This window comes from Okeania sp. SIO1H4 (assembly GCF_010672695.1).
In the GTDB taxonomy this organism is placed as follows: Bacteria; Cyanobacteriota; Cyanobacteriia; order Cyanobacteriales; family Microcoleaceae; genus Okeania; species Okeania hirsuta.
On the sequence record NZ_JAAHGB010000038.1, the window covers coordinates 1 to 26,773 of the forward strand.

General features: G+C 34.8%; 25 protein-coding genes and 3 pseudogenes. 12 read left to right on the forward strand and 16 right to left on the reverse strand.

From position 1 onward, the window contains the following. The first annotated feature begins 882 nt into the window (after positions 1 to 882). The 3 genes from F6K06_RS21225 to F6K06_RS21235 all read left to right on the forward strand — a co-directional run bounded on the left by F6K06_RS21225 (position 883) and on the right by F6K06_RS21235 (position 3,012). Positions 883 to 1,362 (forward strand): antitoxin Xre/MbcA/ParS toxin-binding domain-containing protein, encoded by a 480-nt coding sequence (locus F6K06_RS21225; protein WP_124144860.1) that lies wholly within the window; start codon positions 883 to 885, stop codon positions 1,360 to 1,362. Positions 1,363 to 1,697: 335 nt separating this feature from the next. Further along, positions 1,698 to 2,213: an RES family NAD+ phosphorylase gene (locus F6K06_RS21230; protein ID WP_124144861.1), complete on the forward strand. Its 516-nt coding sequence runs from the start codon at positions 1,698 to 1,700 to the stop codon at positions 2,211 to 2,213. 613 nt (positions 2,214 to 2,826) lie between these two features. After that, a complete protein-coding gene (locus tag F6K06_RS21235) occupies positions 2,827 to 3,012 on the forward strand; it encodes a hypothetical protein (RefSeq protein ID WP_124154826.1) in 186 nt (61 codons plus the stop codon). On the opposite strand, the gene F6K06_RS21240 is transcribed toward F6K06_RS21235, so the two are convergent. Then, on the reverse strand, positions 2,973 to 3,401 hold the full coding sequence (locus F6K06_RS21240; RefSeq protein WP_124144863.1) for a hypothetical protein: 429 nt from the start codon (positions 3,399 to 3,401) through the stop codon (positions 2,973 to 2,975). The two genes, F6K06_RS21235 and F6K06_RS21240, sit on opposite strands and share 40 nt — an antisense overlap. Positions 3,402 to 4,554: 1,153 nt before the next feature. Further along, positions 4,555 to 5,136, reverse strand: coding sequence for a thioredoxin family protein (locus F6K06_RS21245; RefSeq protein WP_124144864.1), 582 nt, complete (start codon positions 5,134 to 5,136; stop codon positions 4,555 to 4,557). Between the two features lie 192 nt (positions 5,137 to 5,328). Between F6K06_RS21245 and F6K06_RS21250 the strand changes: the two genes are divergently transcribed. After that, on the forward strand, positions 5,329 to 5,733 hold the full coding sequence (locus F6K06_RS21250; protein WP_124144865.1) for an NIL domain-containing protein: 405 nt from the start codon (positions 5,329 to 5,331) through the stop codon (positions 5,731 to 5,733). 7 nt (positions 5,734 to 5,740) lie between these two features. Then, complete coding sequence (locus F6K06_RS21255) at positions 5,741 to 6,160, forward strand: hypothetical protein (protein ID WP_124144866.1); 420 nt, start codon at positions 5,741 to 5,743, stop codon at positions 6,158 to 6,160. A 490-nt stretch (positions 6,161 to 6,650) separates the two neighbouring features. Here F6K06_RS21255 and F6K06_RS21260 read toward each other — a convergent pair whose 3' ends face one another. From F6K06_RS21260 to F6K06_RS21280, 5 genes and pseudogenes are all read right to left on the reverse strand, one after another. Then, complete coding sequence (locus F6K06_RS21260; RefSeq protein WP_124144867.1) at positions 6,651 to 7,208, reverse strand: shikimate kinase; 558 nt, start codon at positions 7,206 to 7,208, stop codon at positions 6,651 to 6,653. Positions 7,209 to 7,249: 41 nt separating this feature from the next. Continuing rightward, positions 7,250 to 7,969, reverse strand: a complete 720-nt coding sequence (locus F6K06_RS21265; protein WP_287243430.1) for a hypothetical protein — start codon at positions 7,967 to 7,969, stop codon at positions 7,250 to 7,252. Continuing rightward, a complete protein-coding gene (locus tag F6K06_RS21270; protein WP_124144869.1) occupies positions 7,962 to 8,594 on the reverse strand; it encodes a flavin prenyltransferase UbiX in 633 nt (210 codons plus the stop codon). The genes F6K06_RS21265 and F6K06_RS21270 overlap by 8 nt, the downstream gene beginning before the upstream one ends. A 413-nt stretch (positions 8,595 to 9,007) precedes the next feature. Next, the gene (locus F6K06_RS21275) at positions 9,008 to 11,314 is read right to left on the reverse strand and encodes a ribonuclease R family protein (protein WP_124147316.1); all 2,307 of its coding nucleotides are present in this window, start codon (positions 11,312 to 11,314) and stop codon (positions 9,008 to 9,010) included. 437 nt (positions 11,315 to 11,751) lie between these two features. Next, positions 11,752 to 12,987: pseudogene (locus F6K06_RS21280) on the reverse strand (RNA-guided endonuclease InsQ/TnpB family protein). Positions 12,988 to 13,191: 204 nt separating this feature from the next. Here F6K06_RS21280 and F6K06_RS21285 point away from each other — a divergent pair. Beyond that, complete coding sequence (locus F6K06_RS21285) at positions 13,192 to 14,409, forward strand: hypothetical protein (protein ID WP_124147315.1); 1,218 nt, start codon at positions 13,192 to 13,194, stop codon at positions 14,407 to 14,409. Between the two features lie 139 nt (positions 14,410 to 14,548). On the opposite strand, the gene clpP is transcribed toward F6K06_RS21285, so the two are convergent. The 4 genes and pseudogenes from clpP to F6K06_RS21305 form a co-directional block, all read right to left on the reverse strand. Beyond that, complete coding sequence (gene clpP / locus F6K06_RS21290) at positions 14,549 to 15,136, reverse strand: ATP-dependent Clp endopeptidase proteolytic subunit ClpP (protein ID WP_124147314.1); 588 nt, start codon at positions 15,134 to 15,136, stop codon at positions 14,549 to 14,551. A gap of 1,317 nt (positions 15,137 to 16,453) precedes the next feature. Continuing rightward, positions 16,454 to 16,771: a hypothetical protein gene (locus tag F6K06_RS21295; RefSeq protein WP_205127540.1), complete on the reverse strand. Its 318-nt coding sequence runs from the start codon at positions 16,769 to 16,771 to the stop codon at positions 16,454 to 16,456. After that, positions 16,683 to 17,189: pseudogene (locus F6K06_RS21300) on the reverse strand (ATP-grasp domain-containing protein). The gene F6K06_RS21295 and the pseudogene F6K06_RS21300 overlap by 89 nt, the downstream one beginning before the upstream one ends. A 636-nt stretch (positions 17,190 to 17,825) precedes the next feature. After that, a complete protein-coding gene (locus F6K06_RS21305) occupies positions 17,826 to 17,996 on the reverse strand; it encodes a hypothetical protein (RefSeq protein ID WP_161564716.1) in 171 nt (56 codons plus the stop codon). A gap of 97 nt (positions 17,997 to 18,093) precedes the next feature. Between F6K06_RS21305 and F6K06_RS21310 the strand changes: the two genes are divergently transcribed. Then, positions 18,094 to 18,384, forward strand: coding sequence for a hypothetical protein (locus F6K06_RS21310; protein ID WP_124147313.1), 291 nt, complete (start codon positions 18,094 to 18,096; stop codon positions 18,382 to 18,384). Between the two features lie 35 nt (positions 18,385 to 18,419). Here F6K06_RS21310 and F6K06_RS21315 read toward each other — a convergent pair whose 3' ends face one another. The 3 genes from F6K06_RS21315 to F6K06_RS21325 all read right to left on the reverse strand — a co-directional run bounded on the left by F6K06_RS21315 (position 18,420) and on the right by F6K06_RS21325 (position 20,644). Then, complete coding sequence (locus F6K06_RS21315; protein WP_287243433.1) at positions 18,420 to 18,941, reverse strand: hypothetical protein; 522 nt, start codon at positions 18,939 to 18,941, stop codon at positions 18,420 to 18,422. A gap of 168 nt (positions 18,942 to 19,109) precedes the next feature. Further along, positions 19,110 to 19,388 (reverse strand): hypothetical protein, encoded by a 279-nt coding sequence (locus F6K06_RS21320; protein ID WP_287243435.1) that lies wholly within the window; start codon positions 19,386 to 19,388, stop codon positions 19,110 to 19,112. A 155-nt stretch (positions 19,389 to 19,543) separates the two neighbouring features. After that, positions 19,544 to 20,644, reverse strand: a complete 1,101-nt coding sequence (locus F6K06_RS21325; RefSeq protein ID WP_124147312.1) for an acyltransferase family protein — start codon at positions 20,642 to 20,644, stop codon at positions 19,544 to 19,546. A 254-nt stretch (positions 20,645 to 20,898) separates the two neighbouring features. On the opposite strand from F6K06_RS21325, the gene F6K06_RS21330 reads away from it, so the two are divergent. Continuing rightward, a complete protein-coding gene (locus F6K06_RS21330; RefSeq protein ID WP_124147311.1) occupies positions 20,899 to 21,660 on the forward strand; it encodes a DUF5131 family protein in 762 nt (253 codons plus the stop codon). 4 nt (positions 21,661 to 21,664) lie between these two features. Here the strand turns inward: F6K06_RS21330 and F6K06_RS21335 are convergent, their stop codons facing one another. Beyond that, positions 21,665 to 22,717 (reverse strand): three-Cys-motif partner protein TcmP, encoded by a 1,053-nt coding sequence (locus F6K06_RS21335; protein WP_124155342.1) that lies wholly within the window; start codon positions 22,715 to 22,717, stop codon positions 21,665 to 21,667. Here F6K06_RS21335 and F6K06_RS21340 point away from each other — a divergent pair. Further along, complete coding sequence (locus tag F6K06_RS21340) at positions 22,653 to 22,790, forward strand: hypothetical protein (protein ID WP_240039176.1); 138 nt, start codon at positions 22,653 to 22,655, stop codon at positions 22,788 to 22,790. The two genes, F6K06_RS21335 and F6K06_RS21340, sit on opposite strands and share 65 nt — an antisense overlap. 305 nt (positions 22,791 to 23,095) lie before the next feature. Here the strand turns inward: F6K06_RS21340 and F6K06_RS21345 are convergent, their stop codons facing one another. Then, positions 23,096 to 23,428, reverse strand: a complete 333-nt coding sequence (locus F6K06_RS21345; RefSeq protein ID WP_124147309.1) for a hypothetical protein — start codon at positions 23,426 to 23,428, stop codon at positions 23,096 to 23,098. Between the two features lie 488 nt (positions 23,429 to 23,916). On the opposite strand from F6K06_RS21345, the gene F6K06_RS21350 reads away from it, so the two are divergent. The 3 genes and pseudogenes from F6K06_RS21350 to F6K06_RS21360 all read left to right on the forward strand — a co-directional run bounded on the left by F6K06_RS21350 (position 23,917) and on the right by F6K06_RS21360 (position 26,738). Next, positions 23,917 to 25,230: a serine hydrolase gene (locus F6K06_RS21350; RefSeq protein WP_161564715.1), complete on the forward strand. Its 1,314-nt coding sequence runs from the start codon at positions 23,917 to 23,919 to the stop codon at positions 25,228 to 25,230. Between the two features lie 425 nt (positions 25,231 to 25,655). Next, positions 25,656 to 25,877: a tetratricopeptide repeat protein gene (locus F6K06_RS21355; RefSeq protein ID WP_161564714.1), complete on the forward strand. Its 222-nt coding sequence runs from the start codon at positions 25,656 to 25,658 to the stop codon at positions 25,875 to 25,877. 51 nt (positions 25,878 to 25,928) lie between these two features. Further along, positions 25,929 to 26,738: pseudogene (locus tag F6K06_RS21360) on the forward strand (putative 2OG-Fe(II) oxygenase). Positions 26,739 to 26,773 lie beyond the last annotated feature (35 nt).

Here is a 26,773-nt window from a genome sequence, read left to right on the forward strand (position 1 = left end):
TATTATCCCAACCCCAAAGAAAAAGCCAAAAACATTCAAAACTATGTGGCCTTTTATCCTCGCGTACAAATAGAAAGCTAGGGTAAAAATGTGTCCTAAAATCATTAAGTCTGGCCACAATTATTTCTCTTGTCCACTCGCCTTCTAGAAAAACAGTTTAGATCGAGTCAAATCAAAGCTATAACAGTTACACCCAACGGGAATAAAAAAATAATCCCGAATCCCTACTGGAAGGTAGAGCAGACTAGAAACAAAGGGCGAGAAATAAATACTCTATTCAAAACTGCATAAATTTATTTATGGGTTTTTTTGTTTCTTATTCAACTTTAACAAAAACTATGTAACATTGTTGTCTATAATTTTCTAGACATCAGATCAAGTCACTAATAAGGAATATGGTTTCTAACGGTCTCATCTTTATACTTTTTCTCATCTTTCTGATCCTCCTGTTTTTTGGATCTTCTCTCTAGAGTATCGAGCTTATCAGAAAAAATTAGAGGTTTATAGTATAAATCATGGTCATAATAGTTATAAATTAATTATATTCTGGATATTTAGCTTCAGATATAGCAACTAGCACTCAGCTATATCCAGGAAACTTTTTTCCCTAATGTTATCTTGCTTTTACGGCGGGTTAAACTACTGAATTAATATGTATTGCAGGGAACAGCGGTGCAACCCCCCGTCGGTGGTAGACGCATCTGGTATCCCACTCCTGTGAGGGAACAGTGAGAAAAACTTTTTCCTATCTAAGCTTCATCATCAACATAAGTCCTAACTATCCCGTTCTTTGTTATAAAATCTGATCAATATAAAATTTAAATCACTTTTTTAGACATCTGGCATTATAATATTAGACACATGACCTTCAAGGATGTCCAGATGTTATCTCCAGATCAAGTTTCTCAGAACTCAGAAACTGAAACCATCCCCAGAATCTATCAAATTTTAGGATTTGAGCAAATACCTCAAAATATTTTGGAATTGCCCCAAGAACTACAAATAGTCAGTATAATTCGTCAGGGATTTTCCATAATTTCTGTGATTAAAGTAGCTGAATATTGTGGAATTTCTGAGTCACAAATGGCTGCTTTATTAGCAACTTCTGAACGTACTATATCTAGGCGCAAGAAAGATCAGAAACCTCTAGATCTTTCAGAATCAGATAGACTGTATCGTGTTGCTAGAATTTTTGCACAAACCTTAGATATATTTGAAAATTTAGAAATAGCAAGAGATTGGCTGAAAAAATCAAATCGTGCCTTGGGTGGCAAAACTCCTTTAGAACTATTAGATACGGATGCAGGTACACAACAAGTAGATGAACTTTTGAATAAAATAGAGTATGGAGTATATAGCTAATTATTCATTATTAATCGTTCATTTCTTTTAGTCGTGAATAAAAAAATATATAAAGGCAGGTTGAAAACCTGCCCACAGGTGTTTTTTTAAGAAAATAATTCAGGATTTACAAGCCGAAAAATAGATAGATATTATCAGCATTTTTATTCTATTGATTCTGTGGCACTGTCAAAATGAATCAAAGAATTGAATACTTCTGATCATCAACCGAGCTTATATGAATCTTGAATAAGGAGTCAGGAAAAAAATTAATTAGTAGCTAGTCTGAGTCTTTCAATCATTTATTCCGAACCCTAAATTTTTCTTCAATTTTAGTAGTTTACAAGATAATAATTATGAGTTTAATAGTATGGCGAATATCTCATAAAAAACATATTAATAGTGTTTTTAAAGCTGAAGCTTCTAGTTATAGCAGAGGGCGTTGGAATTCTAAAGGTACATCCTTGATTTATACTTCAGCCACATTATCTCTAGCGACATTAGAAACTTTAGTCAGTATGGAAATAGAAAATTTTGGCAATATATTTGTATCTATTGGTGTAAAAATTCCTGATAATTTTCCGATTAAACAAGTAGATGAAAATTTATTGCCCCATAACTGGCGTGATACTTCTCCACCTGCCGTTTTAGCATCGATTGGAGATAAATGGTTAACTGCTAAAACAACAGCAGTTTTAAAGGTTCCTTCTGCTATTATTCCTCAAGAATATAATTATTTGATTAACCCTTTACATCCTGATTTTGAGAGAATTTCAATTTATCCACCTCAATCTTTTACCTTAGACCGCAATCTCAAAAGTATCGAAAAAAAATTATTGACGGAATCTTATACGGTAGTTCTAAATAAGTAATAATTTTGGCATTTTACCTCTTGATAATCAAAGGGATATCACAACCAATGTACTTATATAATGTCCGCTTAATACAACGATAATAAAGTTCTTAGGTTGTAGGTTGTAGGTGGTAGGTGTAAATTCAAAAGGGAACACTGGAGGTGGCAAAAATTTGGGATATTCTTTCTATATCTCAGGGATAAAATTTTTATTATACTTAATCATCCGAAAATGGTATTACATATTTAGGCCTTGCTGATTAACTCTAAAAGCCTTTATCTGTAAATCCTTTAATCTTTTTGATGAGAAAAAAGTGCAAGCTTTTCGCTCCAAAAAGCTGAAAATGTGAGGATTTTCAGCAAACCTAGAGGGAAAAATCTTAGATAATTATTCCTCCTGACTCCTGAAGACTGACTCCTACACAAATACTTTTTCAGCAAACCCTATTTAGGAGCATCTCTTATACCATTTCTTTGTGACGCACTTAATAATTTTTGCTCAGACTTTATTGCACTGATTATTTTTATCGTTAATTCCAGCAGCTTCTTCTAAAGGAACGGTAATCCTTTTTCCGGCACAAGGGGCTGTTAAAGATAAGCAACTTCTCGCCCCTATAAAAATCTTTCATTCTTTGAATTACGATACAGTATTAGTCGATTATCAAGGAGTTGGAGGGTCGAGCGGAAGTAAAACAACAATTGGAGCAAAAGAAGCGAAAGATGTAGCTTCAGCAATGACTTTTGTACGACAAATTAATCCAAATCAGCCAATTATACTTTATGGAATTTCTATGGAAAGTGCTGCTATTCTCCGTTGAACTATCAATTGATTATTTTGATCAAAGCGAGTAATGCCAACTACATCTTGGCTCCGATTTAGAGCATCGCTCAGATAGTGTGTAATATTAGAAACAGCAGAAGCACGATTATTTAAACTTCGGTTATAAGCTTCTAATTCTAGTCTTGCTTGGGTACGACTAGCAATTTGTACTGCAATACTTTTGACTTTTGAAATAAATTCTTCTACTGCCAAAGTTCGAGTTCTTAAAGCTGACTGTAAATTGCTTTCTTCGTTTCTTTTGAGTTGCTTATATAGAGGAAATATACTGACTATTGCAACCAGAACACTAATAGTAAATATTCCTGCCGCAGAATAAAATATTAAAAGTATTTGTAATTGTTTAGAATTGATAGATGATTTATTCATAGATAATTTATTTGACAGATTAGGTGAGTTTTATCATGTATATAAATCATATTTTAGTTGTGCAAAAATATATGATAAAACTAGAAAGATTTACAAAATTTTTCATAGTTTTTATCGATTTTTTTATTTTCAATAAATTATTGAAGATTGCTATAGCAGATCCACAAGTTTACCTATTTCCTGAAATTGTATTTTATGTGATATAATCTGCTTTTTTGCATTCTCGATAGCTATCTAATTCAGAATTTATTTATCTATATTTTTAACATAGAGTTTAAGACCCCCACGCTTATTTGAAGAATTAGTTGTGGGTTTTGATAACGGTTCTGTAGACGTGGAGCGACAACATTCAGTATCTCTCATCATAAACCTGATAACTGATACAGCATTTGAAGGAAAGGTTAGGACATATCAAAAGCTTAAAACTCGGATAACGCAAGATTTTTCCTTCTTCCTTCTCTACTAGATAACTAAAGCCTTTTTCCTTCTACTATACAGCGTATTTCTGGTTTATGAGATACAGTAACCATAATTTATAAAGCAGTTTTAAAAATGCTGGGAGTCGATGAAATTAATAAGTTTACCTAATTTACTTGCAATCTTCTGTAACTGATTCAATGTGCATTATTTGCAGTTAATCTTGACAGTATTGATGAGTAAATTATCAGATTAAATTAACATTATACCTCTGTTACTTATATAAAAAAAAGGCAACTTATCAAACAAAAATGACCAATTTATATTTCCTAATCAATCAACTATAGCATTTCTCAGGTGAGTGAGGTACAGTTGTGATGAGGTACTGATAGTGTAACTTCTCTGTAAGAGGCTAACCCAGTTCCTCTGTAAAAAGGCTAGCTGATAACTGATAACTAAATTGACTTCTGTGAAATGGTATTATTTTCTATTACCTATTCCTTAAAACCTAGAACTTTGTACCTCATCAGTATTAAAATAGAATCGCTATACCGTTAATTGCTAAGTAACTAAAAAAAGCAACTAATTCAGCATTGGTGAATCAAGCTATGAAACCTAAATTTAGCCAAATATAAAATGCTTTTCAGTTAATAGTTAGGCAATTGCCATTAAAGCACAATCATAGCCACACATCACCAATGCTGTAATTCTATATATACACAAGCTTAATCGACCACTATTGCACTTGACTACCGTGAACTCTTGGATCTGCTTGACTTGCTTTAATTGGTGCCACTGATGTGTTAAATTTAGACCCTTGACCAACAGTACCATCGTATGGTAGTAAGTCCCCAGCAATTAAAGCCTCTATATTTGCTGCCATCACAGATTTTGGCATCTCTCCGATAGTCTGGCCAACCTCAGATCCATCTCGATCCAAAAATACAAAGTGAGGAATACCGTCTACTCGATATTTAGCCAACTCTGGTAACCACTTACTATTATCAACATTCAGCATCACAAAGTTGGCATTTTCACCATACTGTTGTTTAATTTCCTCCAATTCAGAAGCCATAGCTTGACAAGTAGTACACCAATTAGCATAAAATTCAACTAGACTTGGCTTACCATTACTTAAGGCCACATTCAGAGGTGTTGCAGCTTCAGCCATTTCACCCAAAGAGACCGAAGCAGTCTCCGTTCGTAATCCGATAAAAATGGTCACTGATAAAGCGATCGCTACCAACGCCACAATGAAATTTCTCAGGCGCGTTGTGAAAGGGGAAGTATTTGTAGAATCAGATGGGTTTACGCTCATTGTCAAAAAATTAAAGAATTATTACAATTAAAAACTATAGCTATTAGTTTAGCAATTGCCATCTTAAAACAAAGAGCATAAAAATTAATTCCATAATTAAGAATAAATAAAAACATCAAAAATCACGAAGGAAAAAATACTGGATTTTGACTTTTAGAAACAGTCTAATTATTCTAATTGGGGGACAGAACTATGAAAAAACGAGTAACTCTAACATTTCCACAACGTTCAATTCATATGCCAATTACCTATAGGTTGGCAAAAGATTTTAATGTTGCTGCTAATATTATTCGTGCTCAAGTAGCACCAAATCAAGTTGGTAAATTAGTGCTGGAATTATCGGGAGATATTGATGAATTAGATGCTGCTGTCGAATGGATGAGACTAAAAAATATAGATGTATGTTTAGCTAGTAGGGAAATTTTAATCGATGAAGATAGTTGTATAGACTGTGGTTTATGTACTGGTGTTTGTCCTACAGAAGCTTTGACTTTACAACCTGAGACCTTTCGTCTAAATTTTATTAGGTCTCGTTGTATCGTATGCGAACAATGTATTCCTACCTGTCCAGTGCAAGCAATTTCTACTAACTTATAAATTTAATGTGAAACTAATACCTTTACTTTCTTTAATCCTACTTTTAATTACTTACACTATTTTAGGCTGGAGACTAGCTAGTACTCAAGCTTCTCAGTTATTATATCTAGCTATTATAGCTGCTATTTTTTTATTAGATATTATTTTAACTGTTCCTCTGCCTAATTTTAAAGAAATAATTACACCTTGGTTTCAATCTGATATTACGACTTTTATTTCTGTGATTATTTCTGCTTTTTTATTTGTAGTTATCATTAGGTGGGTTAGTCTTTCTGTCGATGCTTTAGTGTTAATATCTGCGGGAATATTGGTAAGACTGGATACTCAAGTTTGTGGCTTAAAAAATTGGCAGTCTTTTATTATTCTAGTAATTATTTCTCAAGCAAGTTTAGGGCTAGGAATTCTACTTTATAGACTTAAATTTTAGCATAATCAATTAAACTCGAAAGACCTTAAATCTCACCTATACTGGTGCTATAAAACAGGAAACAAGGTGTCGTAAGGCTTAAAAATCCTGATTTGTCGTGCCATGGGCAACTTCAGAACTATGTCGTTAAGCACTATCATCTGTCACCTTTACTTCAAGAGTAGGTTCAAATTTAAATATTAATCTTATAGGTTCTATGAACGCAATCGGCCCTATGGAGGTTTAAGAAATTGTCACATACACAATAACCAATAATAATTGATTTCTGAGATTATAATAGAATAAGCGTTTAATTTTCCTTGCTCCCTACCTAATTTATGGTGGGGTTTTTTTTATTAAAATCTACAAAATTTTCATATATTCATCCCAGATATTATTTAGTTTCTACCAAATATCTTATAGCCGCATAAAACTATAACACCTTTTTTGGACAAAAAACATCTATTGAGATTATTTTCATACTAAAATCTTGGGATGAACCTTTCAATAACTAATTTAGTACCGATGATTTTACCACTTTTTTAACTTCTGCCAAGACTAACATTGTTAACTGTTCCGGAGTAGATTTAGGCTCTACATGAATATGAACATCTGCATTAGCATAAAGTGGCCGTCGTTCCTCTAAAAGAGCCTGAAGTTTACCCAGAGGGTCTCTATCCTGAAGCAGAGGTCTAGTTTGATCACCCTGTAAACGACTATGCAATACCTCTATAGGCGCATCTAACCAGACGACAATACCATGCTGTAAGTAGCTCCAGTTAAAATGGTTCAATACAATACCACCACCTGTTGCAATAGTCAAATTTTTATAACTAGATACTTGTGCCAATACATTTGTTTCCAACTGCCGAAACGCTGCTTCACCATCATCAGCAAAAATTTCATTGATAGACTTGCCAGCAACTTGAGAAATCAAATTATCCGTATCTAGAAAACGATATCCTAAGTTTTGGGATAGCAGCTCTCCCACGGTTGTTTTACCTGCCCCCATCATCCCAACTAGATAAAGATTTACTCCTTGTAAGAATTTCTTATTACTAACATTCATAAATTACTGTATGAAAAAAAACGATTAAACAAAAGCCAAACTTATTTTGGATCTTCTGACTGATGATCTTTGTCAGAAACTTGATCATCTTCTTCCTCTTGAGTAGGCATAGATGTATTTGCAGGAGGAGGAGTAATTATCCGATAATCTGCATCATAAACAGATTCAGTTTGACCAACACCTGAACTGCTACTATCACGATAACCATAAGAATATACAGAACCAGACCAAGAACCTGTTTTTGGCTGTTGTTCTGTTTCATGATTTTTAGTAGCACTTTCATTCACAGATTCCTGTATTTTTTCTGAACCTTGCTCCTCTGTGGTGCCATCCCAAGAACGATTCACCCTGGGAGGTCTTGGTTGCCAATCATCATAATTTTCATTTTTCTTAGCTGGTTCTGAATCTTTATTCAAGTTAAAAGAGCTTTGAGAATCTAAAGTTACTTGAGGTTGTGAAGCATCCCAAACTTCCTCAGTTCGATCTTGATGATGAGACTTTCTAGAACGAGGTCTAGCAGGTTGTAAATTCTTTTTTAACAAGTAATTTGAAAGTCCGAAAATACCATAAATCAACAGGTAAGTAATCACACCTGCAAGAAAAGCACCTAAAATCCATATAGACAAAGGTAGAGGTATAGATCGTAACCCCAAAAAAGTTAAAGACAAATTAGGGGACCAATTTTGCCAAGAAAATAAGGCCAACCCAACGATTATCAAGATTAAAACTACTAACAATAGTAAATTCCGAGATCTATTCATGGCCTATCCACCGTTTTATAGGAACACAATCTAAACCAAATTGGTCTAGGGCACGAGCTACAACAAAGTCTACCAAATCCTCTATAGTTTGGGGATTATGATACCAAGCTGGGATTGCTGGGACAATTCTTGCTCCTGCTTCTGCTAGAGTAGTCAAATTTCGTAAATGAATCAAGCTAAAAGGTGTTTCCCGAGGCACCAATATTAGTTTACCACCTTCTTTTAACTGTACGTCTGCTGCACGCTCCAGTAAATCTGAGCTGAATCCAGCAGCCAACTTACCCACTGTTCCCATGCTGCAAGGAATGATAATCATCCCCTTAGTTCTGTAGGAACCACTAGCAATATTAGCCCCTATATCTTGCCAAGCATGACAACACAGTTTACCGTTACTTTCTTCTCCTGCTTGCTCTCGCCAGAATTTTTCTTGTCTAGCTGCTTCAGCAGGCATTTTAATATTTTGCTCTGCTTGCCAGACTGAGTAGGTAGCTTTTGACGCTACTAAATCAATAGTGTAATTGGATGCTAACAAAAATTTAATAGTTCTGACAGCATAAATTAGTCCTGATGCTCCTGTAACTCCGATCGTTATCGGTAGTTGCGGAGTAGAAACAGAATCATTCATTTTCAATAAATAATTTATAGTAGGTGATAGTTATACCGTTTCACTAAAGTCAGAAGTCAAAATTCAGAAGTCAGAAGTGACCTTAATGGAACTTAAAATCTGGCGTTGCTGAATGGTAATGATTTTTAGATTAAGTATCAACGCAAAACATAAGTTTTTCAATTTTACCTTCAGCTACTTACTATTACATTTCAGCAACACCGGAAAAAGAGGTGTTGCTGAAATAAGGAATGAAACTGGTGAGTGAGTAGGTATTAATAGTAAGTAAAAATAGCTTCTTTTAACTACTAGCTGCTAGCTACTGACTACTAAAAAATCACACAATCATTCAGCAACACCTTATATTTTCGGGTAGGCAGGATACCCACCCCACTTATATTCATCCCGCCCTTCAGCAACACCGAAAAAGATAATTAATATCTATAACGATGACTAGGGGGTGAAAACTCATCATCATCAAAAGCAACGCTACCACCACCCACTGCAACTAAGTCAATTTGCTGGCGATAATAATCAACACTCTTGACCTGTACTTCCACCATATCCCCTAGTCGATACTGATTACGATTTTTGCGTCCCACAAGGGTTTGTTGTCGAGAACGATATTCATACCAATCATCTTTGAGAGAGGATACATGAACTAAACCTTCTACTCTGAAAGTTTCTACTGACTCAGAGGAAATCTCAATTTCTACAAAGAAACCGTAAGACTGCACCCCTGTAATCAAACCTTGGAACGTTTGCCCTGTGCGTTCCTTCATCAATCCAGTTTTAATTAATCCCTCCAGGTCTTCTTGAGCATCCTGTGCTACATTTTCTCGTTCTGTTAAATGTACAACTACTGATGTTAGTTGTGCTTCCAACTCTTGCTGTATTTCTGGAGGTAGAACATTCCAGGTGATTTTGCCATGACAGGAAGAATGACTGAGTTCTACACCTTCTTTGGAGCGACTCGAACGGCGATCGCGTCCTTCATTAAAGATGGTATGTAATACTCGTGAAATCAGCAGGTCAGAATATCTGGAAACTGGCGAGATACAATGAACATAACCATGTTGCAATGCTAGTCCAAAATGGGGTTGAGCTATGGTACTATAAATAGCTGGTTTTAAAGTATCTTCAAGCAAGTATGCCAGCACTCTTTCTGATTTCTTTGCAGTAAATTCTTCAATAAATGCTTGATAGTCAGCAGGTTGCACGTCTTCTTCATCTTCTAGATATAACTCAGCTCCAAGATTACTAGCTAATTTAATAAATTCTTGGATGTCTCCTGGATCTGGAGTATTTTGGACTCGATAAATTGCTGGTACTCCCAGTGCGAGTAAGTGACTTGCTATTGCTTGGTTCGCTAGGACGATTAATTCTGCTACCATAGATCGAGCCGGAAATAGTTCGGGAACTATCATTGCTCCCAATTCTCCCTCATCATTGTAATAGCTTTTTTCATCTGGTAAATTTAGATCGAAACCACCTCTTCGTAATCTTGCATTGCGGACTGCTTGACTGACATGATTGAGTTTATTAATTGTATTATCAATTTGATCTGAGGCCAGATTAGCTAATTCCTCTGTATTTCCATTGATAATTTCTTTGGTCTGTTCATAGCTAAGATGATCGTCTACCTTGATGACACTAGGTTCAATTTCAAACTCAACTATTTGACCATTTTTATTGACCGTAACTAGGATTGATATCGCGAGTCTATCTTTTTCTGGTAGTAAAGAACAGTAATCACTTGATATTATCTTTGGCATTATCGGAATTACTGTATCCCGCAGGTATATACTAATACTTCGCTTACGAGCTTCTTTGTCTAGTTGTGAATCTGGTTTAATAAAGTATGCTACATCAGCAATATGAATTCCTATTCGCCAATAACCGGAGGAAGTTGTTTCTATGCTCAGACCATGGTTAATGTCTTTCTTATTGGCATTTCCAAAGGAAACTGTCAGCAGTTCGCGCAAATCTAATCTATTTTTTTGATCAGCCTTTGTCGAGTGCTTAACCAAGGACTCAGCTTCTTTGAGAACAGCATCAGAAAAAGACCGGGGCAAGTCATGTTTGCAACATACTATATCCATATCGTCTGCTGCTTCTGCATCTGAACCTAGAATTTGAACTACTTTTCCTATTGGACGTTTTTCTCCCAGGGGATAGCGCAATACTTCGACATGGACAAGGTGATCGATGGCATTCGCTAGGTCAGGACTTTCTGGTACTAGGTCTAGTTCAAATAGTAAGCGATCGTCTAGGGGAACTGCCCGATAATAGGGTTCTCCATTATGTCCATTTATCTGTTTGATTCTGGCTAACAAGGAGGGGTTAGCACGTTCTAAGATTAATTTTACTTCTCCTTCTGGACTCCGACGACGACTGCCTTCTTTGATGATTTTGACTAAGACGCGATCGCTATTCCAGGCGTTACTCAGATGACTTTCTCGAATATAAATATCTTCAGTTCCTTCTGAGTCTTGTATTGCGAAGCAAAATCCTTTACTGGAACAGCGAAGTTTTGCTTCTACAATTGCCTCTTCAAATAGTCGTCGATAACGACCTTTATCTTTGGCTAAAACTCCTATTTTTTCTAGAGCATCCAAAACAATTTGTAATTTATGGATACTTAGATCGTCTTGACAATCTAGTTTTTTCTCCACTGCTTTAGGAGCGACTAATTTGTCTTCACTAAAGTTTGCTAGGAGTGTAGCGATGGAAAATTTCATGCAGCGTTTTATCCTTTTTGTTATCGGTTCAGTTATCCCATAAATTAGTCTGCCTTGACTGTCTCACCTAGATAGTCGTCTTAATCAGCTTTCCCTAGTTCAATGCTTAATGGCCCTCTTAAGCTAATTTTGGCAAGACATTTACTGAGTAGAGTTATTTCATCGTAGACAAAACTGCCCAGCTATCTAGTATTTACCACTATCTTTGCTACTTTTTGTGAATGTATTAGGATAAATGGCTTGTACTTTTTTGTCTTCACCATAGTTTATGGGAAACTTATTCTTTTTTGGTGATTCAGGTCTATGGACGTGCGACTAATTTAATCGTTTGTTTATTCTATAAGAAAAGGTGACCAACTTTGGACTGTATTGTTTTTGACACTCCCCCGGCTGTTGGCGTAGCCTGCCGTTAGGCATAGCGCGGGGGATTCTTTGTTCTACGACCCAAGTTGCTGAGGCAGGATTTTTCCTACCTCAGTAGTGCCTGAATCTCCCAAAGCGTTTTACTCATTGAGCCAAGTTCCGATGTGCCCCATCGTACTTAAGGCCGAATTCAGGATATTGATGGCCGCATTGTGGTCGCGGTCTAGAATACATCCACATCGACAAATATGGGTTCGAGTGGATAATGACTTTTTGACTGTGGTGCCACAATTTGAGCATTTTTGGGTCCTGTATGCAGGATTAACCGCAACCGTTACTTTGCCAAACTTTGGCCCAAAATACTCTAACCATTCTTGATGCAGTCGCTCATGGGGGACACCCCTAAGACCGCGCTGCATCGCTTTTCTGAATTGATACCAACCTGCATCATTAATACACTTGGCGAGACAGTGGTTTTTCACCAAGTTCTTAATCCTCAAGTCTTCATAGGCTACCACATCGTTAGATCGGATGACGCAACGTGCCAGTCTCTTGGCATATTCTTCACGTTGCCTACTTATTTTGAGGTGTACTCGTCCCAGTTTATTAATAGCTTTCTGGCGGTTGGTACTGCCTTTCTGCTTACGAGAAACGCGACGCTGATAGAACTTCATTCGCTTCTCGCTTTTTCTGTAGAATCTTGGGTTAGGCTCTCTATTGTCTTCTGAATCGGTGTAGAACTCTTTGAGTCCAACATCTAAACCGACGTTATGCAATGTCTGTTCACTCTCAACTTTGATATCTACACTAATACAAAACTGACAATAATAGCCATCAGCTCGTCTGACCAGTCGCACCCGCTTAATCTTCTCAACTGGATAGAATGCTAAATCCCACGTCCCCATCAGTTTAAGCTTGCCAATCCCTTTTCTGTCGGTGAACTCTATGTGTTTAGGGTCTTGCAACTTCCAACCGGATGTTTTGTATTCGACAGAGCGAGTATTTTTCTTGAACTGTGGATATCCTTTCTTTCCTGGGATGTTTCTGTTGGAGTTCTCAAAGAATTGAGCAATGGCTGACCAGCACCTTTTTACAGATGCCTGACAAGCATGGGAGTTTAAATCTTTGACGAAGGGATACATTGCACGCAATTCGGTATTGTACCGATATAGCTCTTTCCTGCCCGCTCCTGGATTATCCATCCAGAACCTCAAGCATGAATTTCTGACAAATTGCCCCGTCCGGATTGCCTCATCAATACCTTGGTATTGATTCAGTTTTCCTTTGACTTTAAACTCGTAGACTATCATAATATATGAGGCTAGTTTTGGGAGGGGTATATTGATATTTTAACACATTCAGCTAGATTTCTCCAACGCCGGTTGAGGTTCACCGTCCTTCTAGGACAGGGCTTGAGACCAGCTTTTTTTGGTCAATGAAATAGCTCTGAAGTTTTGGGCAAATGTACTAAACTGGACTTTTAACTCGATCTAGGTTTCACTAAGTAGACAATTATGTTAGAACGTTTTCGAGCTTGTTACCCCACAGGTTGCTTAATCTCTGAGTTAATTACTATCCATAATGGTAAGTATGTGGTTCGTGTCCTAGTGCAGGTCAATGGTCAAACTTTGGCCAGTGGGTTAGGGGCGGCTGATACTGTGGAGTTGGCAGAAGACCAAGCTAGAAAGCGATCGCTTGCTATTCTTCCACTTGATAAATCTATTTCTACACCTCAAACTTCTGTTCAATTTTATCCTACTCAATCTGTTAGTCCTCCTCCATCTGTCAGTCCTCCAACACCACAGACTAATACTTATATAAACACTTCTTTAGAAAAAGAAATAGAGGAAGTACCACCAGCAATATCGAATTTAGATACTAATGAAATTCCTGATAGTTCAACTGTTTTGTCTTTAGATGTTAATGAGGTTCCTGATAGTTCAACTATTTCGTCTGAGTTGGAAGAATCAGATATTTATACCCCGGTGGAAAAAGAGGAATTACCAATAGTAGAGTCTAGTATTAACTATGATGATATTCCTGATTCTACTCAAAATTCGAGTGGCTTTGATAATAGTTGGTTAAATACTAAATATGGTACGGAACAGGAGGAGGAAAAGATTGATGAGGCGACAGAAACATTAATAAGTTCTGGAAATGATAATGATATAGATAGTGAAATAACTACATCAGAATCTATAGATTCATCAGTAGAAATAGCTCAATCAATTGATAATAATGATGAAAATTCTTCACTAAGTTCATCATACGATGTATCTAATGAAAATGTTAATATAGACATTTTGATTGATAGTTTAGGCTGGACGAAAGAACAGGAGCGAGATTTTCTCGAACAAAATTATCATCAAGAAAAACGCCAATTCTTAACACCAGAAGAATTATTTAATTTCCATCAATATTTAGATATTTTGCTTAAGGTTACAAAGGAAAGTAAAAGCCAAGGATGGAAGCTTAAACAACAAAAAGATTATTTAGAATATAGTCATAATAAAGAATCTTTGGAACAGTTAAGTGTAGATGAGTTACAAAGCTTTTTGGAGTATTTAGAAGTTTTTGGTAAAACTACCAATGAAATTAAACGTTTAGGTTGGAATTCAACAAAAGGAAAAACTTATCTCAAAAAAAACTATGGAGAGGAAGGGCGTACACGTCTTTCCTTTGAAAAATTGCAAGATTTCTTACAACATTTAGAAAAGTTAGATATGCCTTGAAGAAGAAAGAAGGAAGAAGGAAGAAGGAAAAAATGGATGGGGACTCAAACCCCAACCAGTTGTAAAAATCCTGTAGACGGCGGGGTATTCAACCCAAAAGAAAAAGACAAAAATTTAGTGGGAATCAAGAAAAAATTGGTTAATAATTAGAGGGGTTACGGTTATAAACTTGGTCAATTAAGCCGTACTCCATTGCTTCTGTAGCTGACATAAAAAAGTCTCTTTCTGTATCTTCTGCAATTTTTTCTATGGGTTGACCTGTGTGGTCTGCTAAACAGTCATTCAGGTATTTTTTGAGGTATAAAATCTCCCTAGCTTGAATTTCAATGTCTGTGGCCTGACCTTGTGCTCCACCTAATGGTTGGTGAATCATAATTCGAGCGTGGGGTAGACTCATTCTTTTGCCTTTTGTTCCTCCACTGAGAAGAAATGCTCCCATACTGGCGGCTATTCCCATACAAATAGTACAGACATCGGGGCGAACGTGTCTCATGGTGTCATAAATACCCATCCCTGCACTGACCGATCCACCAGGGGAGTTGATATAGAGATAAATATCTTTTTCTGGGTCTTCTGAATCTAAATATAATAATTGGCCGACAATTAGATTGGCCAGATCGGAATCTATGGCTTCTCCTAGATATATTATGCGATCGCGTAGAAGTCTAGAATAAATATCGAAGGCTCTTTCGCCACGGCCAGATTGTTCAATAACGGTTGGAATCATATTTTTTAAGTCAAAAGTTAAGTGTCAAAATTTTTGACATTTGTATATCTTAGCGATTCTGGTTGAAGTTTAGCAAATTTATTAGGAAGTCAGGTAGGGTTTATTAGTATTTAGGCAGAATTTAACCAGACAATTGCAAAGATAAAATAGTGGATATTTTTTTTACTTTTCATTCTTATTTTGACAATATTTATAGATATTTTTTTGTTTGAAATTATTTTTTTTACATTAATATATTAAGGGCAATTATGGTTAAGTTTTAGCTAATTTATTGGGGATTAAGGTAAAGTTTATGGTAGTTATGCATAGTGATGGTATATGTAGCAATATAGTTAAGTTAAGGATTTTTTTGGCAGTTATTTAATCTCAAAAGTTACTCTAATGGTTCCATAGCTTATGAATTTTTATCTTATCTGTTTGCGCAGCATTCCGTAGGAAACTGTATTGGTATATGTAGATGAAAAATGGCGCTTCATAGGAGCATCTTGCTTCTACTGTTCTTCCCCTTGAGCAAAATAATTACAATGCACGACTACCAAGTTTATTAGTATTTAGGCAGCAGATTATAATACAATGACAAAGCTAAAATAGTGCATCAATGCTAGAAATACAACTAAATTAATTAGTATTCCATAGACAGTCAGGATATAAGTTGATAGTTTGAGTTATTTTTTCTGTGATTAAATTTATGGTTTTAACCCATTCCTCATAATTGGAAACTTTATAGACTTTCATGCTATTAAGTCCGGTAGCATCAGTATTGTAAAGTAAGGGTAAGGAATAAGGAAGATGGAAGATGGAAGAAGACTTAAAAGGCTGAAAAAAACTTAAATTTCCTGTAGATGTTCACCCTGGGGTTTACACAAACGATAATGTGCGGACATGATATGAAATGTTGTCAAGCTTAAGACTTTTTAGTTCTACTTGAAAAAACTCTTTAAGGTAGAAGTTGGGAAAGATTTACTTTGCGAGTTTCCTCAATTTATACTTGTTCTTAAATAGCTATATTTTTTCAGGTATATCGGTGAATTTAAAATGTTTTTACATCCAAATGATAGGAACTTTCAGAGGTAGTGTAATTTCAGTTATCGGTATCACTACCTCCTGCAATAAGGAGGCTTGACATCAGGAATATTATCGTTTTTTTTATCCCTTTAAAAAGGGGAGGCTTTAGACCACAATTTTTCGGTAAAGACTCGGATTATCTAATTGTTTAACTATCTCAATGCCTCGCTCTTCAGTAATTATATTTGTACCGCTTTTATATTACTAGATCGACTAGGTTAAAAATTTGGTGTAACTTATGAATATATCAACCTATTTACTGACTGTGATAAATTCACTTAGGTCTGAATCTATGATGTTTTTAATTTCCAGAAAATTCTCCTCTCTAGTTTCTATAAACAAGATGCCAAAGATAGGATATTCTTTGTAATCTATCTTTCTTAAATCTATGAGTTTTTCAAAATTTGCTAGCAATTTATCATAATTAAATGATGTAATATCACTGACATTTTTATCACTCGAATTATCTAACTCAATTATACTAAATAATTTTTCCTCTTTTTCTTGAATAACTTTGCACCAATCTGGTTTTTTTTTGATAGTAAAAATATAAGTAGGGGTTAAAACCATAAGCTAAGAAAGATAAATCTGCGGTAGTACACCAACCACCAAATCGAATTGGATTTACTTCAATAGGTAATAAAATACCATTACTATTTCTTCTCAGCTCAATATGTACTGGAAAGTTTTTTATTTTAGCTAAATTACCAATTTTTTCGAGAAAATTTGTCAATTCCTCAAGGTTACTTTCAATAATTTATTTGGATAAATAATAAACTCTTTGACTGACACTATTATCTGAAGAAAATATATGCTGAAAAATTCCTAGGATAACTGGTTTGCCAATGGAATTATAATAAGCATCTACAGCAAATTATTCACCATCAATATACTCTTCAATGATAAATGAATTAGTATTTAATACACATTCAGGATATAAGTTTCTAGTTGGAGCTATTTCCTCTGTGATTAAATCGATGGTTTTCACCCATTCTGAGTAATACCAATTTGAAAAAAGAATGTTACGGATAATAGGGGCAATTAAAATACTTTATAGGAGATGTCTCTTGGACTAAAAAGATAAATTCAGACCTAAAAACTTCTATTAAAGGCATTCATTCTGACTCCTCACTCCTGAGGACTGACTTCTATAGCGCTGTGCGCAGGCAACAGGCAACAGGCAACAGCTCATCTGGGGGAATAAATTGCTGATAATATAAGACTTTTAGCTATTTGGCCTTTCCTGCAATTTGTAAATATACCAGCGCTCATTGCTATAAGAAATATCCTAGCTATTTGTAGCAAACATTTATAAAACTGGTATAACTGGAAACTTTATAAACTCCCATGCTAAAAAAGCCAGTTATTGGTTTGAGTATAAATGGTAGTGGAATTTTATCAAATTCAATTCTTTTGAGGTCTTTTGTAGGTATCTCTCTGAAGTAGAAGTTGGGAAAGATTGATTTTGTTAGTTTCCGGAATTTATACTTATTCTTAAATAGCTCTATTTTTTCAGGAATCTCACTGAAATGTAAATGTTTTGATATCCAATAATAGGAATTTTCAGAGGTAGTGTAAATAGTTTGATTATCTAATTGTTTAACTATCTCATGTGAAAAATTTATCATTTTCTTTGTGGGTTTAATACCCCACCGTCAACTGGAGTGTTCAAAATTACTTGGGGGAGCGAATCCCCATGTAATTTTCCTCCTGTCTCCTGTCTCCTGTCTCCTGTCTCCTTCTTCAATCTACTACCGATATTTGTAGCTTTTTGTGAGAAAAAAAAGGTACACATTTAGTGTTAACCTTTCAACTATCAGCTTCATTACCGAAAAATTGTGGTTTAAAGCCTCCCCTTTTAAGCTATCCCTGATCAGGAACTCCTGAAAACCTTGTGGGGAGCAGGGGAGCAGGGAGCAGGGGAGAAGGGAGAAAGAATCATAGTAGATAGGAAAAACTACTTAAGTTATCAAAAAAAATGTACTTTTTCATACACTTTTTCTCTCACAAAAACTTTTGAAAGACTTGTACATAATTTGTCTATAATGTCTACGTTTTATGTGAAGAAAGATGTTTATAAAGCATCGCCTTTTAAGGGGATAAAAAAAGAGAATATTCCTGAGATCAAGCCTCCTTATTCCAGAGGTACTGTTAACGCAGTACCTCCGGAGGAGGCTAACTGATAACTGAAATGACCCTATCAAATCATTTTGAAAGTTTATCCTAACTCTAAGCTAGTCACACCAAAAATATTTGTCCAATCAATATTTGGTTCTCGACCGGAATACATTCTGACACATTCAAAAACAGATTGCATTTGATAATTTTCAACTAAATTAATAGCTTGTTGATTAATATTAGGAACATCAATATAAACATTTTGATTATCCGAATAACTACACAAAGCTAAAAATAACTTTTCTGCTATTTCTTGGTTTTCGGCAAATATAGGACCTATCTTAAATCCTTCTTTGGCTTTTCTAATAACACCATAACCAACTAAATTTCCATCATTAATTATTCCATAACCTTTACCATTTGATTGATTAATCCATGCTTTGAGAAAATTAGGACGGTCGGCAGGAAAATAAAGGCGATCATAACTACAAAGTTTCTCAAAATTAATAGTCTTTAAGTCTTTGACATCTTGAGATATTTCACCAGGAATTATTCCCTGATAACGCAGATGACTATGAGAAGTTTTAAAGCCAGATTTACGGTAAGTATTAACTTGTTCCAAAACACCATCTAAAGCAGCAGATTGATGATTAATTAACTTGAAAGCTTCCTGCCAAGTTTTTAAGCCAAATCCTTTTTTTCTCCATTCAGGTTTGACAATATAAATACCATTGAAGAAGGAGACAGGAGACAGGAGACAGGAGACAGGAGGAAAATTACATGGGGATTCTCACCCCAAGTAATTTTGAACACCGTGTAGACGGTGGGGTATTAAACCCACAAAGAAAATGATAAAATTAAAGTTTTGACTATATCTAACTACAGAAATACAACTTATTGGTTCCCCGTTTAATTCTCCAATTAAAAAACCTTGAGGGTCAGCCACATAAAAATTATTAACATCATCAATTCCAGGATTCCATCCTTCATTATCTGCCCAACTTATAGCTAATTTTAAGTCAGCTAGAGTCATTGGACGAACTATAAAATTATCTTGGTTAATACTCATTTTCAAATTTACCTAAAATATCTCAATTTAAACTTTTTTAAATAAGCTACAGTTAGAGCATTCAATCATATTGAATACCTGACTAATACCATTTATCAAAAACTTTTATACTCTATTTGAATCCTAAATTTTTGGAGACGGAATGCTGCATTTAGTTAAACCTTAAGAAACCAACCTCGACGATACATAAATTCAGAAATTCCCCACCAAAATAATACATTCACAATAGCAAAAATCAAAGAACCATTTAATGACCCTGCCCAGGATTGAAAAAAATGTTCATATATCCAAGTTTTGATGGTAGGAGAATTTTCCCCACTACTAATATTGTGATAAATCATCATTCTTGCCAAAAATCCAGAGGCTACAAATATAAAAATGGCATTTAATCCCATCACCTCAAATGGCCGTCCCCATTTTTGCCAACCTTGGACTTCGATCGCTTCATAACAAGCGGCCAGTAAAATTAAAGCCCATCCGCAGGTAAATATTACATAAGAACTTGTCCATAAAGCTTTATTGATGGGAAAAAATAGTCCCCAGATATACCCCACTACTAAACAGCTAAGACCGAAAATGACCAGATTTAAGCTAGTGCGACTTTTGATTGGTTGATGGTTGAGCCATTCCCCTGCAAAGTAACCAATCAAAACGGTTACTATAGCAGCTAAAGTGCTAAATAGACCTTCTGGGTCGTATGGTTTTCCGGCCCACAAATGTTGTTGGGTAAGAATAAGGCGATCGATATAAGCAGCAAGATTTCCTTCTGGGGAAAGGTCGCCAGCGCCATAACCGGGAACGGATATTAATTGCATGGCTATCCAATATCCAATTAGTAATACGGCGGCAAGTCCATAAAGTTGTTTTCTCGAAAGGTTAAGGATGGCGATCGCTGCAAGAAGGTAGGCTAAACTAATACGTTGCAATACTCCCATAATTCTAATATTAGCTAAGTCGTAATTAGGAAAGCCGTTTAGTAGTAAACCTAAGAGGAAAAGTATGAGGCATCGCTGCAAAATTCGCCGATAAATTTGTGTAGTTGTTTGGTTTTTATCGGTGTATTTTGACAGAGAAAAAGTCATTGCTACACCTACGATAAATAAGAAGAAGGGAAATACTAAATCGGTGGGTGTACAGCCATGCCATTTTGCGTGAAGTAAGGGTGAATAAACATAATTCCAACTACCAGGATTATTAACAATAATCATACTGGCAATTGTAATGCCACGAAATACATCTAGAGATTTTAGGCGCATTTTTTATTTCGGTTTTTATAGTAGGAAATTATACTACCTTGTTTTGATTATTCTTGGCAATACCAACTATTTTATTATTTATATTCAGTAAGTATTATATTTTTTATTGAGATAATTTTCAGTTTTCATATTGCTAGATAAATAGGTTGATTTATCCTTCAAGGAAAGGTATACTTTAGTAAGTAATAAAAAAATATTTAAGTCAATAACTTAGACCTTAATAATTATTCTTTTTTGAGAAGGTAAATTTAACTATGGCTAGCAATAAAACTGGCATTGAATGGACGGACAGGACTTGGAATCCTGCCACAGGTTGTGATAAGGTTAGTCCTGGTTGCACTCATTGTTATGCAGAAACAATTACAAAACGTTTTACTAATAATTTTCCTGAAGGGTTTGCTTTGAAACTTCATCCTGAGCGTTTGAAACAACCTTTAAGTTGGCGTACTCCTAGCCGGATTTTTGTTAATTCAATGAGCGATATTTTCCACGAAGATGTGCCTATTTCTTTCATAAAACAAGTCTTTGAAATAATTAGCAAAACACCCAGGCACATTTATCAAATTTTGACGAAAAGACATGAACGTTTAGTTGATGTAGCACCTCAATTAGAATGGCATGAAAATATTTGGATGGGTGTGTCAGTGGAAAGTCAAAATTATGTTCATCGTGTAGATTATTTACGACAAGTACCTGCTAATGTAAAATTCCTTTCTTGTGAACCACTTTTAGGTGATTTAGAACTTAATTTAACAGGTATTGATTGGGTAATTGTAGGTGGTGAATCTGGCAATAAATATCGTCCGATGAAAGAGGAATGGGTAAAAAATATTTATGAACAATGTCAGGCTGCTAATGTAGCTTTTTTCTTTAAACAATGGGGAGGTAGAACTCCTAAAGCTTCAGGCAGAATTTTAGATGGAAAAGTTTGGGATGAAATGCCGGAACTGTGGAATAAGCATCAAAAAAAATGGAGAATATACAAGGTAGAATCTAAGCGTAAATCCAGAAAATAAAAGATTAATGTTTCGATGGGAATATAACTTTTACTTTATCTCCAAATGTATTTTTTTTACGCTTAGATGGTTCTGCAATAATCTGACTTTTAGTTTCTAATTTTATTAGAGCATCTTTGTAATTTTTTTTGATATATCGTTTGCCTACATGATGTTGATTATAGATATCTATCATTGTAATTGTCTGACCCGAAAATTCATTTAAAAGCATATTTTCCAACTCATCAAGTGGTCGGGATAGTTCAAAAAGTAAAGGTTGATATTTTGTTGCAGGATTATACTCAAAAATTGGTACACCTTGTTCAGAAGATGAACTTTCCTTAGCCATAATTTCTTTCATAATTGAGTATCCTCGAATATGCTTTGATATGAAAATAAGATGATGGCTAGTTCTAGTTCCTTCAACATTTTTAAAGCAAAAAGGTAAGACATATCCGCTACCAATATTTTTCAGTTCTTGAGATATATTTTCAATGATATTTAATTCTCTTTCGTATGGCTGCATTTCTTTAAGTTCTTTTTTAAGCTGATTAAATCTCTGTTCACTAAACAAGGCTTTCATGTGTTTTTCTACTGCCTGATTTCCTAATCCCATATTTATTCTGTTGTAATTAAAGAAGAATATACAATCACAACCCCAATCTTTAATTACTGAACCTATTAGTTCACGAGATATACCTTTATAACCCCACGGATCGATAAAAAATAGTGTAGGTACTAAACTAATTTGTTGAAATGCTTGAACAACTTCTTCTCCTACTTCCGTATTGAAAATTCGTGGTTGATATTTTAATGTTTCTATATTTTCGAGAGAGTTTATTGCTTGCTGAAGTGAATCTGTATTATCAGAGTTTTTATCGTTAAAAATAGTAATTAATCTCTCTCGCATATCTTCATCAGCAATAGCACGTTCTAAAATTAGTAATGGTGTAGATTTAGAACCATCTTGATAACGACCAGGCCCAGAAAATAGATCGATATATGCAATATCTTTGCCCCATTTTTTAGCTTGTGGTATTATGACTTTTGCCCAAGCCCAAAAATATTTAGCTACAATTTCAGCTTTAACTAAAGATGTTTCTCTAGATTCATCAAAAAAAAGAATTATTTGTCATATTCCTACACTTTAAAATATCTAGTAATTATCGCTCTATTTTAATACTTATTTAGATATTGTTCTTATTGGTAAAATTAAGTTTTTGTTAAACCCAGACAATATTTCCACTCGAATATTCTTGAACAATAAATTCCTTTGTTTGATATAGCAATCCTGAATAGGTTGTAACATTTTATCGTAGCGGTTTGCTCTCCAAATCCGATTTTCCCTTGGATTTGGAGACCATTTTTTTGCACAAATCATTTAGGATTTCTATAGCTGATAGCTGACGACTAAATGCTTTCTAGATTTGTTTGTTTAGCCACAACTTAAATCACCTTATTGAGGTACCTCTTTGTCATATAAATCAAACTCCTGTGGTGTTCCATTTAATTCAGAGATAAATTTTTCATATAACCCTTGGTTACCATTTTCTACATCCCATATTTCATCCACCCAGGTGAGTAAAAAAGCTTCGGTTTCATTAATTTCACCATCATCTTTTGTAAAAGAACCTTTACGCAATCTTTCTCTCACTCCATCGCTATTAGAGAGAAGATGCTCTAAAATATCTTTAGATACAAAATCCAACTTATTTTCCACATGTGGGTAAGCTTCAAGAACTTCTTTGATTAGGAGGTCGAATACTTCTTTGTGAGTAATTTTTGCCATGATCAGGACTGTTTTTAATTAGTTTTGTTTAAGATAAGTTTTTTTGGGGGGCTTTCCCTATCTCTTTGTCTTTTTTTAATATTCAACAGATTAGGTAATTTTGCTTTACTCTTATTGTTAATGTTATTTAAAATATCAAATCATGGGATATTTAGATCATATTTATAGCTTAATGCTGAGATGAAGATATAATTATTAATTGTAGTAGTATATAGAAAATATTTTCTCAGTTTTTACAGGGTAAGTATTCAGCTATTAGCATTCAGCATTCAGCTTTTCCTGTAAGGTTAGCTGACACCTTTTTTTTATAAGTTTTAATTCTGCTTGGATAGTAATTCCTCCTTCCAAGATAACGAGTTAATAACTCATAGTTGACGGCTGTTTGCGCAGCATTCCTCAGGAAATGCTTACTTGACAGGAACGTATTTTTCTTCCTTTAAAATATGAACAAGCTCAAAATATTCTTATTAATCGTAATAATATCAGCTTTGATTAATCTGCCGCTGGTAGTAAAAGTTCAGGGTTTTACTACAGTAGATAACCCAGAGTTAGTAGGACTTTCTGCAGTCAAACTCAATGCTTTAACAGAAGATATTCAAAACTTTGTAGACACTGGAAAAATTGCTGGTGCAGTAGGTTTAATTGTCAAAGATGGCAAGATAGCTTATCGTCAAACTTTTGGGTTTAGCAATCTGGAAAAAAAAATTCCAATGGTAGAAAATAATATTTTTCGGATGGCTTCTCAAACTAAAATTGTCACTGGTTTTGCTACTTATTTATTGGCTGAAGATGGGTCTATAAAATTAACTGATCCGGTTTCTAAATATATTCCCTCTTTCGCTAATATGGAAGTTCTAGTACGAGGTAATTCGGGAAGTGGAAATGATTATACTACCACCCCTGCAAAAAATCAGATTACCATTGAGCAATTACTCAATCATACTTCGGGAATATCCTATAATTTCCAGAATCAACCAATTTTATTTCCCTTATTACAAGCTGCTAATATTTCTGATGGTCTTTCAACCACTTCAGGAACTATTGGCGAAATGGTAAATCGTTTAAGCAAAGTTCCTCTAGCTTTTGAACCAGGTACAGATTATCTTTATGGTCTTAACTCAGATGTTTTGGGTTATCTAATAGAAGTTGTTTCCCAAAAACCTTTTGATCAGTTTTTGGCAGAGCGAATTTTTACTCCTTTAGAAATGGATGATACTGGGTTTTTTGTGACTAAAAATAAATTAAATCGTTTGGCAGTTACTTATACTCCAAATGCCAATGGAAATTTAGAGTCTATAGGTGAGAAAACTAGAGAATTAAAACCTGGTTTATTTATTGATGAAGCTTATCCTTATCTTACAGGAGATACTTATTTTTCAGGAGGTGCTGGTTTAGTTTCTACTCCTAATGACTTTGCTCGTTTTTTGCAAATGCTACTTAATGGGGGAAATTTAAAGAGTAAAGATGGGCAGCAAATGGTAAAAATAGCTAATCAAGAAACCATTGAAACATTTCTCTCTATTCGTCCTGCAGATCGATTTAAAGATCGTCCTATAAGTGTGGGTTATAAATATACTAATGGGTTTGAAGTTAAGGATAACCCTGAACTTTCTACTACACTTAGTTCTGTCGGTAGTTTTAGAGGGGGAGGTTTATTTGGGACTAATTATTTTGCCGATCCAGAAAAAGAAATGATTGGTATTATTATGAGTCAAGTCTATCCTTCTATTTGGGAATTAGCTGATACTTTTGAAACTCGTGCTTATCAAGCTGAGGTAATTAAGGAAAAAATGAACAAATAACTGGCATTTGATATTTATGGGATGATAAATAATTGGTAATTCCTAATACCGGAATATTTACTAGAAGATTTACTACAGATATTCTCCCTTTTATGGGGAAGTGTTGATTTGATTATCACTAGTTGAAGAAGGAGACAGGAGACAGGAGACAGGAGACAGGAGGAAAATTACATGGGGATTCTCACCCCAAGTAATTTTGAACACCGTGTAGACGGTGGGGTATTAAACCCACAAAGAAAATGATAAAAGTTGTATCATCAGAAATCTTATCCATATTGCTAAAGTTAGTTAACAAAAAGTATAGGGTTATAATATAGTATCTGGCAACAATTAATTAGCTCTGTCTTTTTTCAATAAGTTGTGCGGAAGCAGTAAAATTAATTATTCTATTTATAGCAGTTTTCACAAAAGTAGACTACAGAAATTTGACTAATATTGCTGCTATTTTTTATGAGCAGGGAAAAGTCGATGTAGCTGAAGCTTGTTATCAAGCTGTTGTTGATTTAATTCCTACTTCTGCTGATCCTGATATAAATTTGGGTTTTCTGTTAAGTCAACAGGAAAAACATGAGGAAGTAATTGAATGTTATAACGCTGCATTAAAGCAGGATAAAAATTCTGTTAATGCTATGGCAGGTTTAGCATAAATTTTAGGGAAAAAATCTGAGTGGGAAGCAGCAATAAAGCTATATCAGAAAATTCTTAAACATAATTCTAATTCTGCTGATACTTATGCGCAACTAGGAATAGCTTTACGAGAAATAGGTAAATCTGAAGAAGCGATCGCTCAATTTCAAAAAGCTATAAATATTAATCATAGACATATTGAAGCTTATGCTCATCTGGGTTTAGCTTTGCAAGATGTAGGTAAAAAGTCTGAAGCTGAGTCTATTTTTGACTGCTCAGAATTAGTAGCTAAATACCAGTTTGCCAATGTAGAAGGATGGGAGAATTTTGCAGCTTATAATAGTGACTTGAAAAATTACATTGTTCGACATCCTACTCTTTTAAAAGACCGACCAGGTAAACCAATAAATAGAGGTAGTCAAACTTACGAAATTTTTACAGATAATACTTCCGTAATGGCAGAACTGAAGCAAAAAATTAATCATTACCTCTTTAATTATTTTAGTCGTTTCACTGCTAACTCTAATGATCAATTTTTCCATAATTTACCCTCAGACTGGAAGCTCAGTGATTGGGCGGTTATTTTAGAGTCAGAAGGATTTCAAAACTCTCATATTCATCCTGAAAGTTATTGTAGTGGCGTTTATTATATTCAAGTTCCGAATAGTATAAAAGAAAATCATCATGGCTCTGGTTACTTAAATTTTGGTACTTCTTTTCCCTGAGAATTGGATATGGCAAAAAAAGAGAAATATACGATTCAAGCAGAAGCAGGATTATTAGTAATTTTTCCTTGTTATTTTTGGCACTCTACTATTCCATTTACTGGAGATAGGGAACGAATTTGTATTTCATTTAATTTGATTCCTCTAGATAGGTAGATCAAGAAAAATATGAGGTTTGGGAAAACACTTCA

What these genes read in the sequence shown, in the direction of transcription:
- F6K06_RS21225 (WP_124144860.1), top strand. Translation starts at nt 883, where the DNA reads ATGTTATCTCCAGATCAAGTTTCTCAGAACTCAGAAACTGAAACCATC.
- F6K06_RS21230 (WP_124144861.1), top strand. Translation starts at nt 1,698, where the DNA reads ATGAGTTTAATAGTATGGCGAATATCTCATAAAAAACATATTAATAGT.
- F6K06_RS21240 (WP_124144863.1), bottom strand. Translation starts at nt 3,401, where the DNA reads ATGAATAAATCATCTATCAATTCTAAACAATTACAAATACTTTTAATA.
- F6K06_RS21245 (WP_124144864.1), bottom strand. Translation starts at nt 5,136, where the DNA reads ATGAGCGTAAACCCATCTGATTCTACAAATACTTCCCCTTTCACAACG.
- F6K06_RS21250 (WP_124144865.1), top strand. Translation starts at nt 5,329, where the DNA reads ATGAAAAAACGAGTAACTCTAACATTTCCACAACGTTCAATTCATATG.
- F6K06_RS21260 (WP_124144867.1), bottom strand. Translation starts at nt 7,208, where the DNA reads ATGAATGTTAGTAATAAGAAATTCTTACAAGGAGTAAATCTTTATCTA.
- F6K06_RS21265 (WP_287243430.1), bottom strand. Translation starts at nt 7,969, where the DNA reads ATGAATAGATCTCGGAATTTACTATTGTTAGTAGTTTTAATCTTGATA.
- F6K06_RS21270 (WP_124144869.1), bottom strand. Translation starts at nt 8,594, where the DNA reads ATGAATGATTCTGTTTCTACTCCGCAACTACCGATAACGATCGGAGTT.
- F6K06_RS21275 (WP_124147316.1), bottom strand. Translation starts at nt 11,314, where the DNA reads ATGAAATTTTCCATCGCTACACTCCTAGCAAACTTTAGTGAAGACAAA.
- F6K06_RS21285 (WP_124147315.1), top strand. Translation starts at nt 13,192, where the DNA reads ATGTTAGAACGTTTTCGAGCTTGTTACCCCACAGGTTGCTTAATCTCT.
- clpP (WP_124147314.1), bottom strand. Translation starts at nt 15,136, where the DNA reads ATGATTCCAACCGTTATTGAACAATCTGGCCGTGGCGAAAGAGCCTTC.
- F6K06_RS21295 (WP_205127540.1), bottom strand. Translation starts at nt 16,771, where the DNA reads ATGGTTTTAACCCCTACTTATATTTTTACTATCAAAAAAAAACCAGAT.
- F6K06_RS21305 (WP_161564716.1), bottom strand. Translation starts at nt 17,996, where the DNA reads ATGTGTACCTTTTTTTTCTCACAAAAAGCTACAAATATCGGTAGTAGA.
- F6K06_RS21320 (WP_287243435.1), bottom strand. Translation starts at nt 19,388, where the DNA reads ATGAGTATTAACCAAGATAATTTTATAGTTCGTCCAATGACTCTAGCT.
- F6K06_RS21325 (WP_124147312.1), bottom strand. Translation starts at nt 20,644, where the DNA reads ATGCGCCTAAAATCTCTAGATGTATTTCGTGGCATTACAATTGCCAGT.
- F6K06_RS21330 (WP_124147311.1), top strand. Translation starts at nt 20,899, where the DNA reads ATGGCTAGCAATAAAACTGGCATTGAATGGACGGACAGGACTTGGAAT.
- F6K06_RS21345 (WP_124147309.1), bottom strand. Translation starts at nt 23,428, where the DNA reads ATGGCAAAAATTACTCACAAAGAAGTATTCGACCTCCTAATCAAAGAA.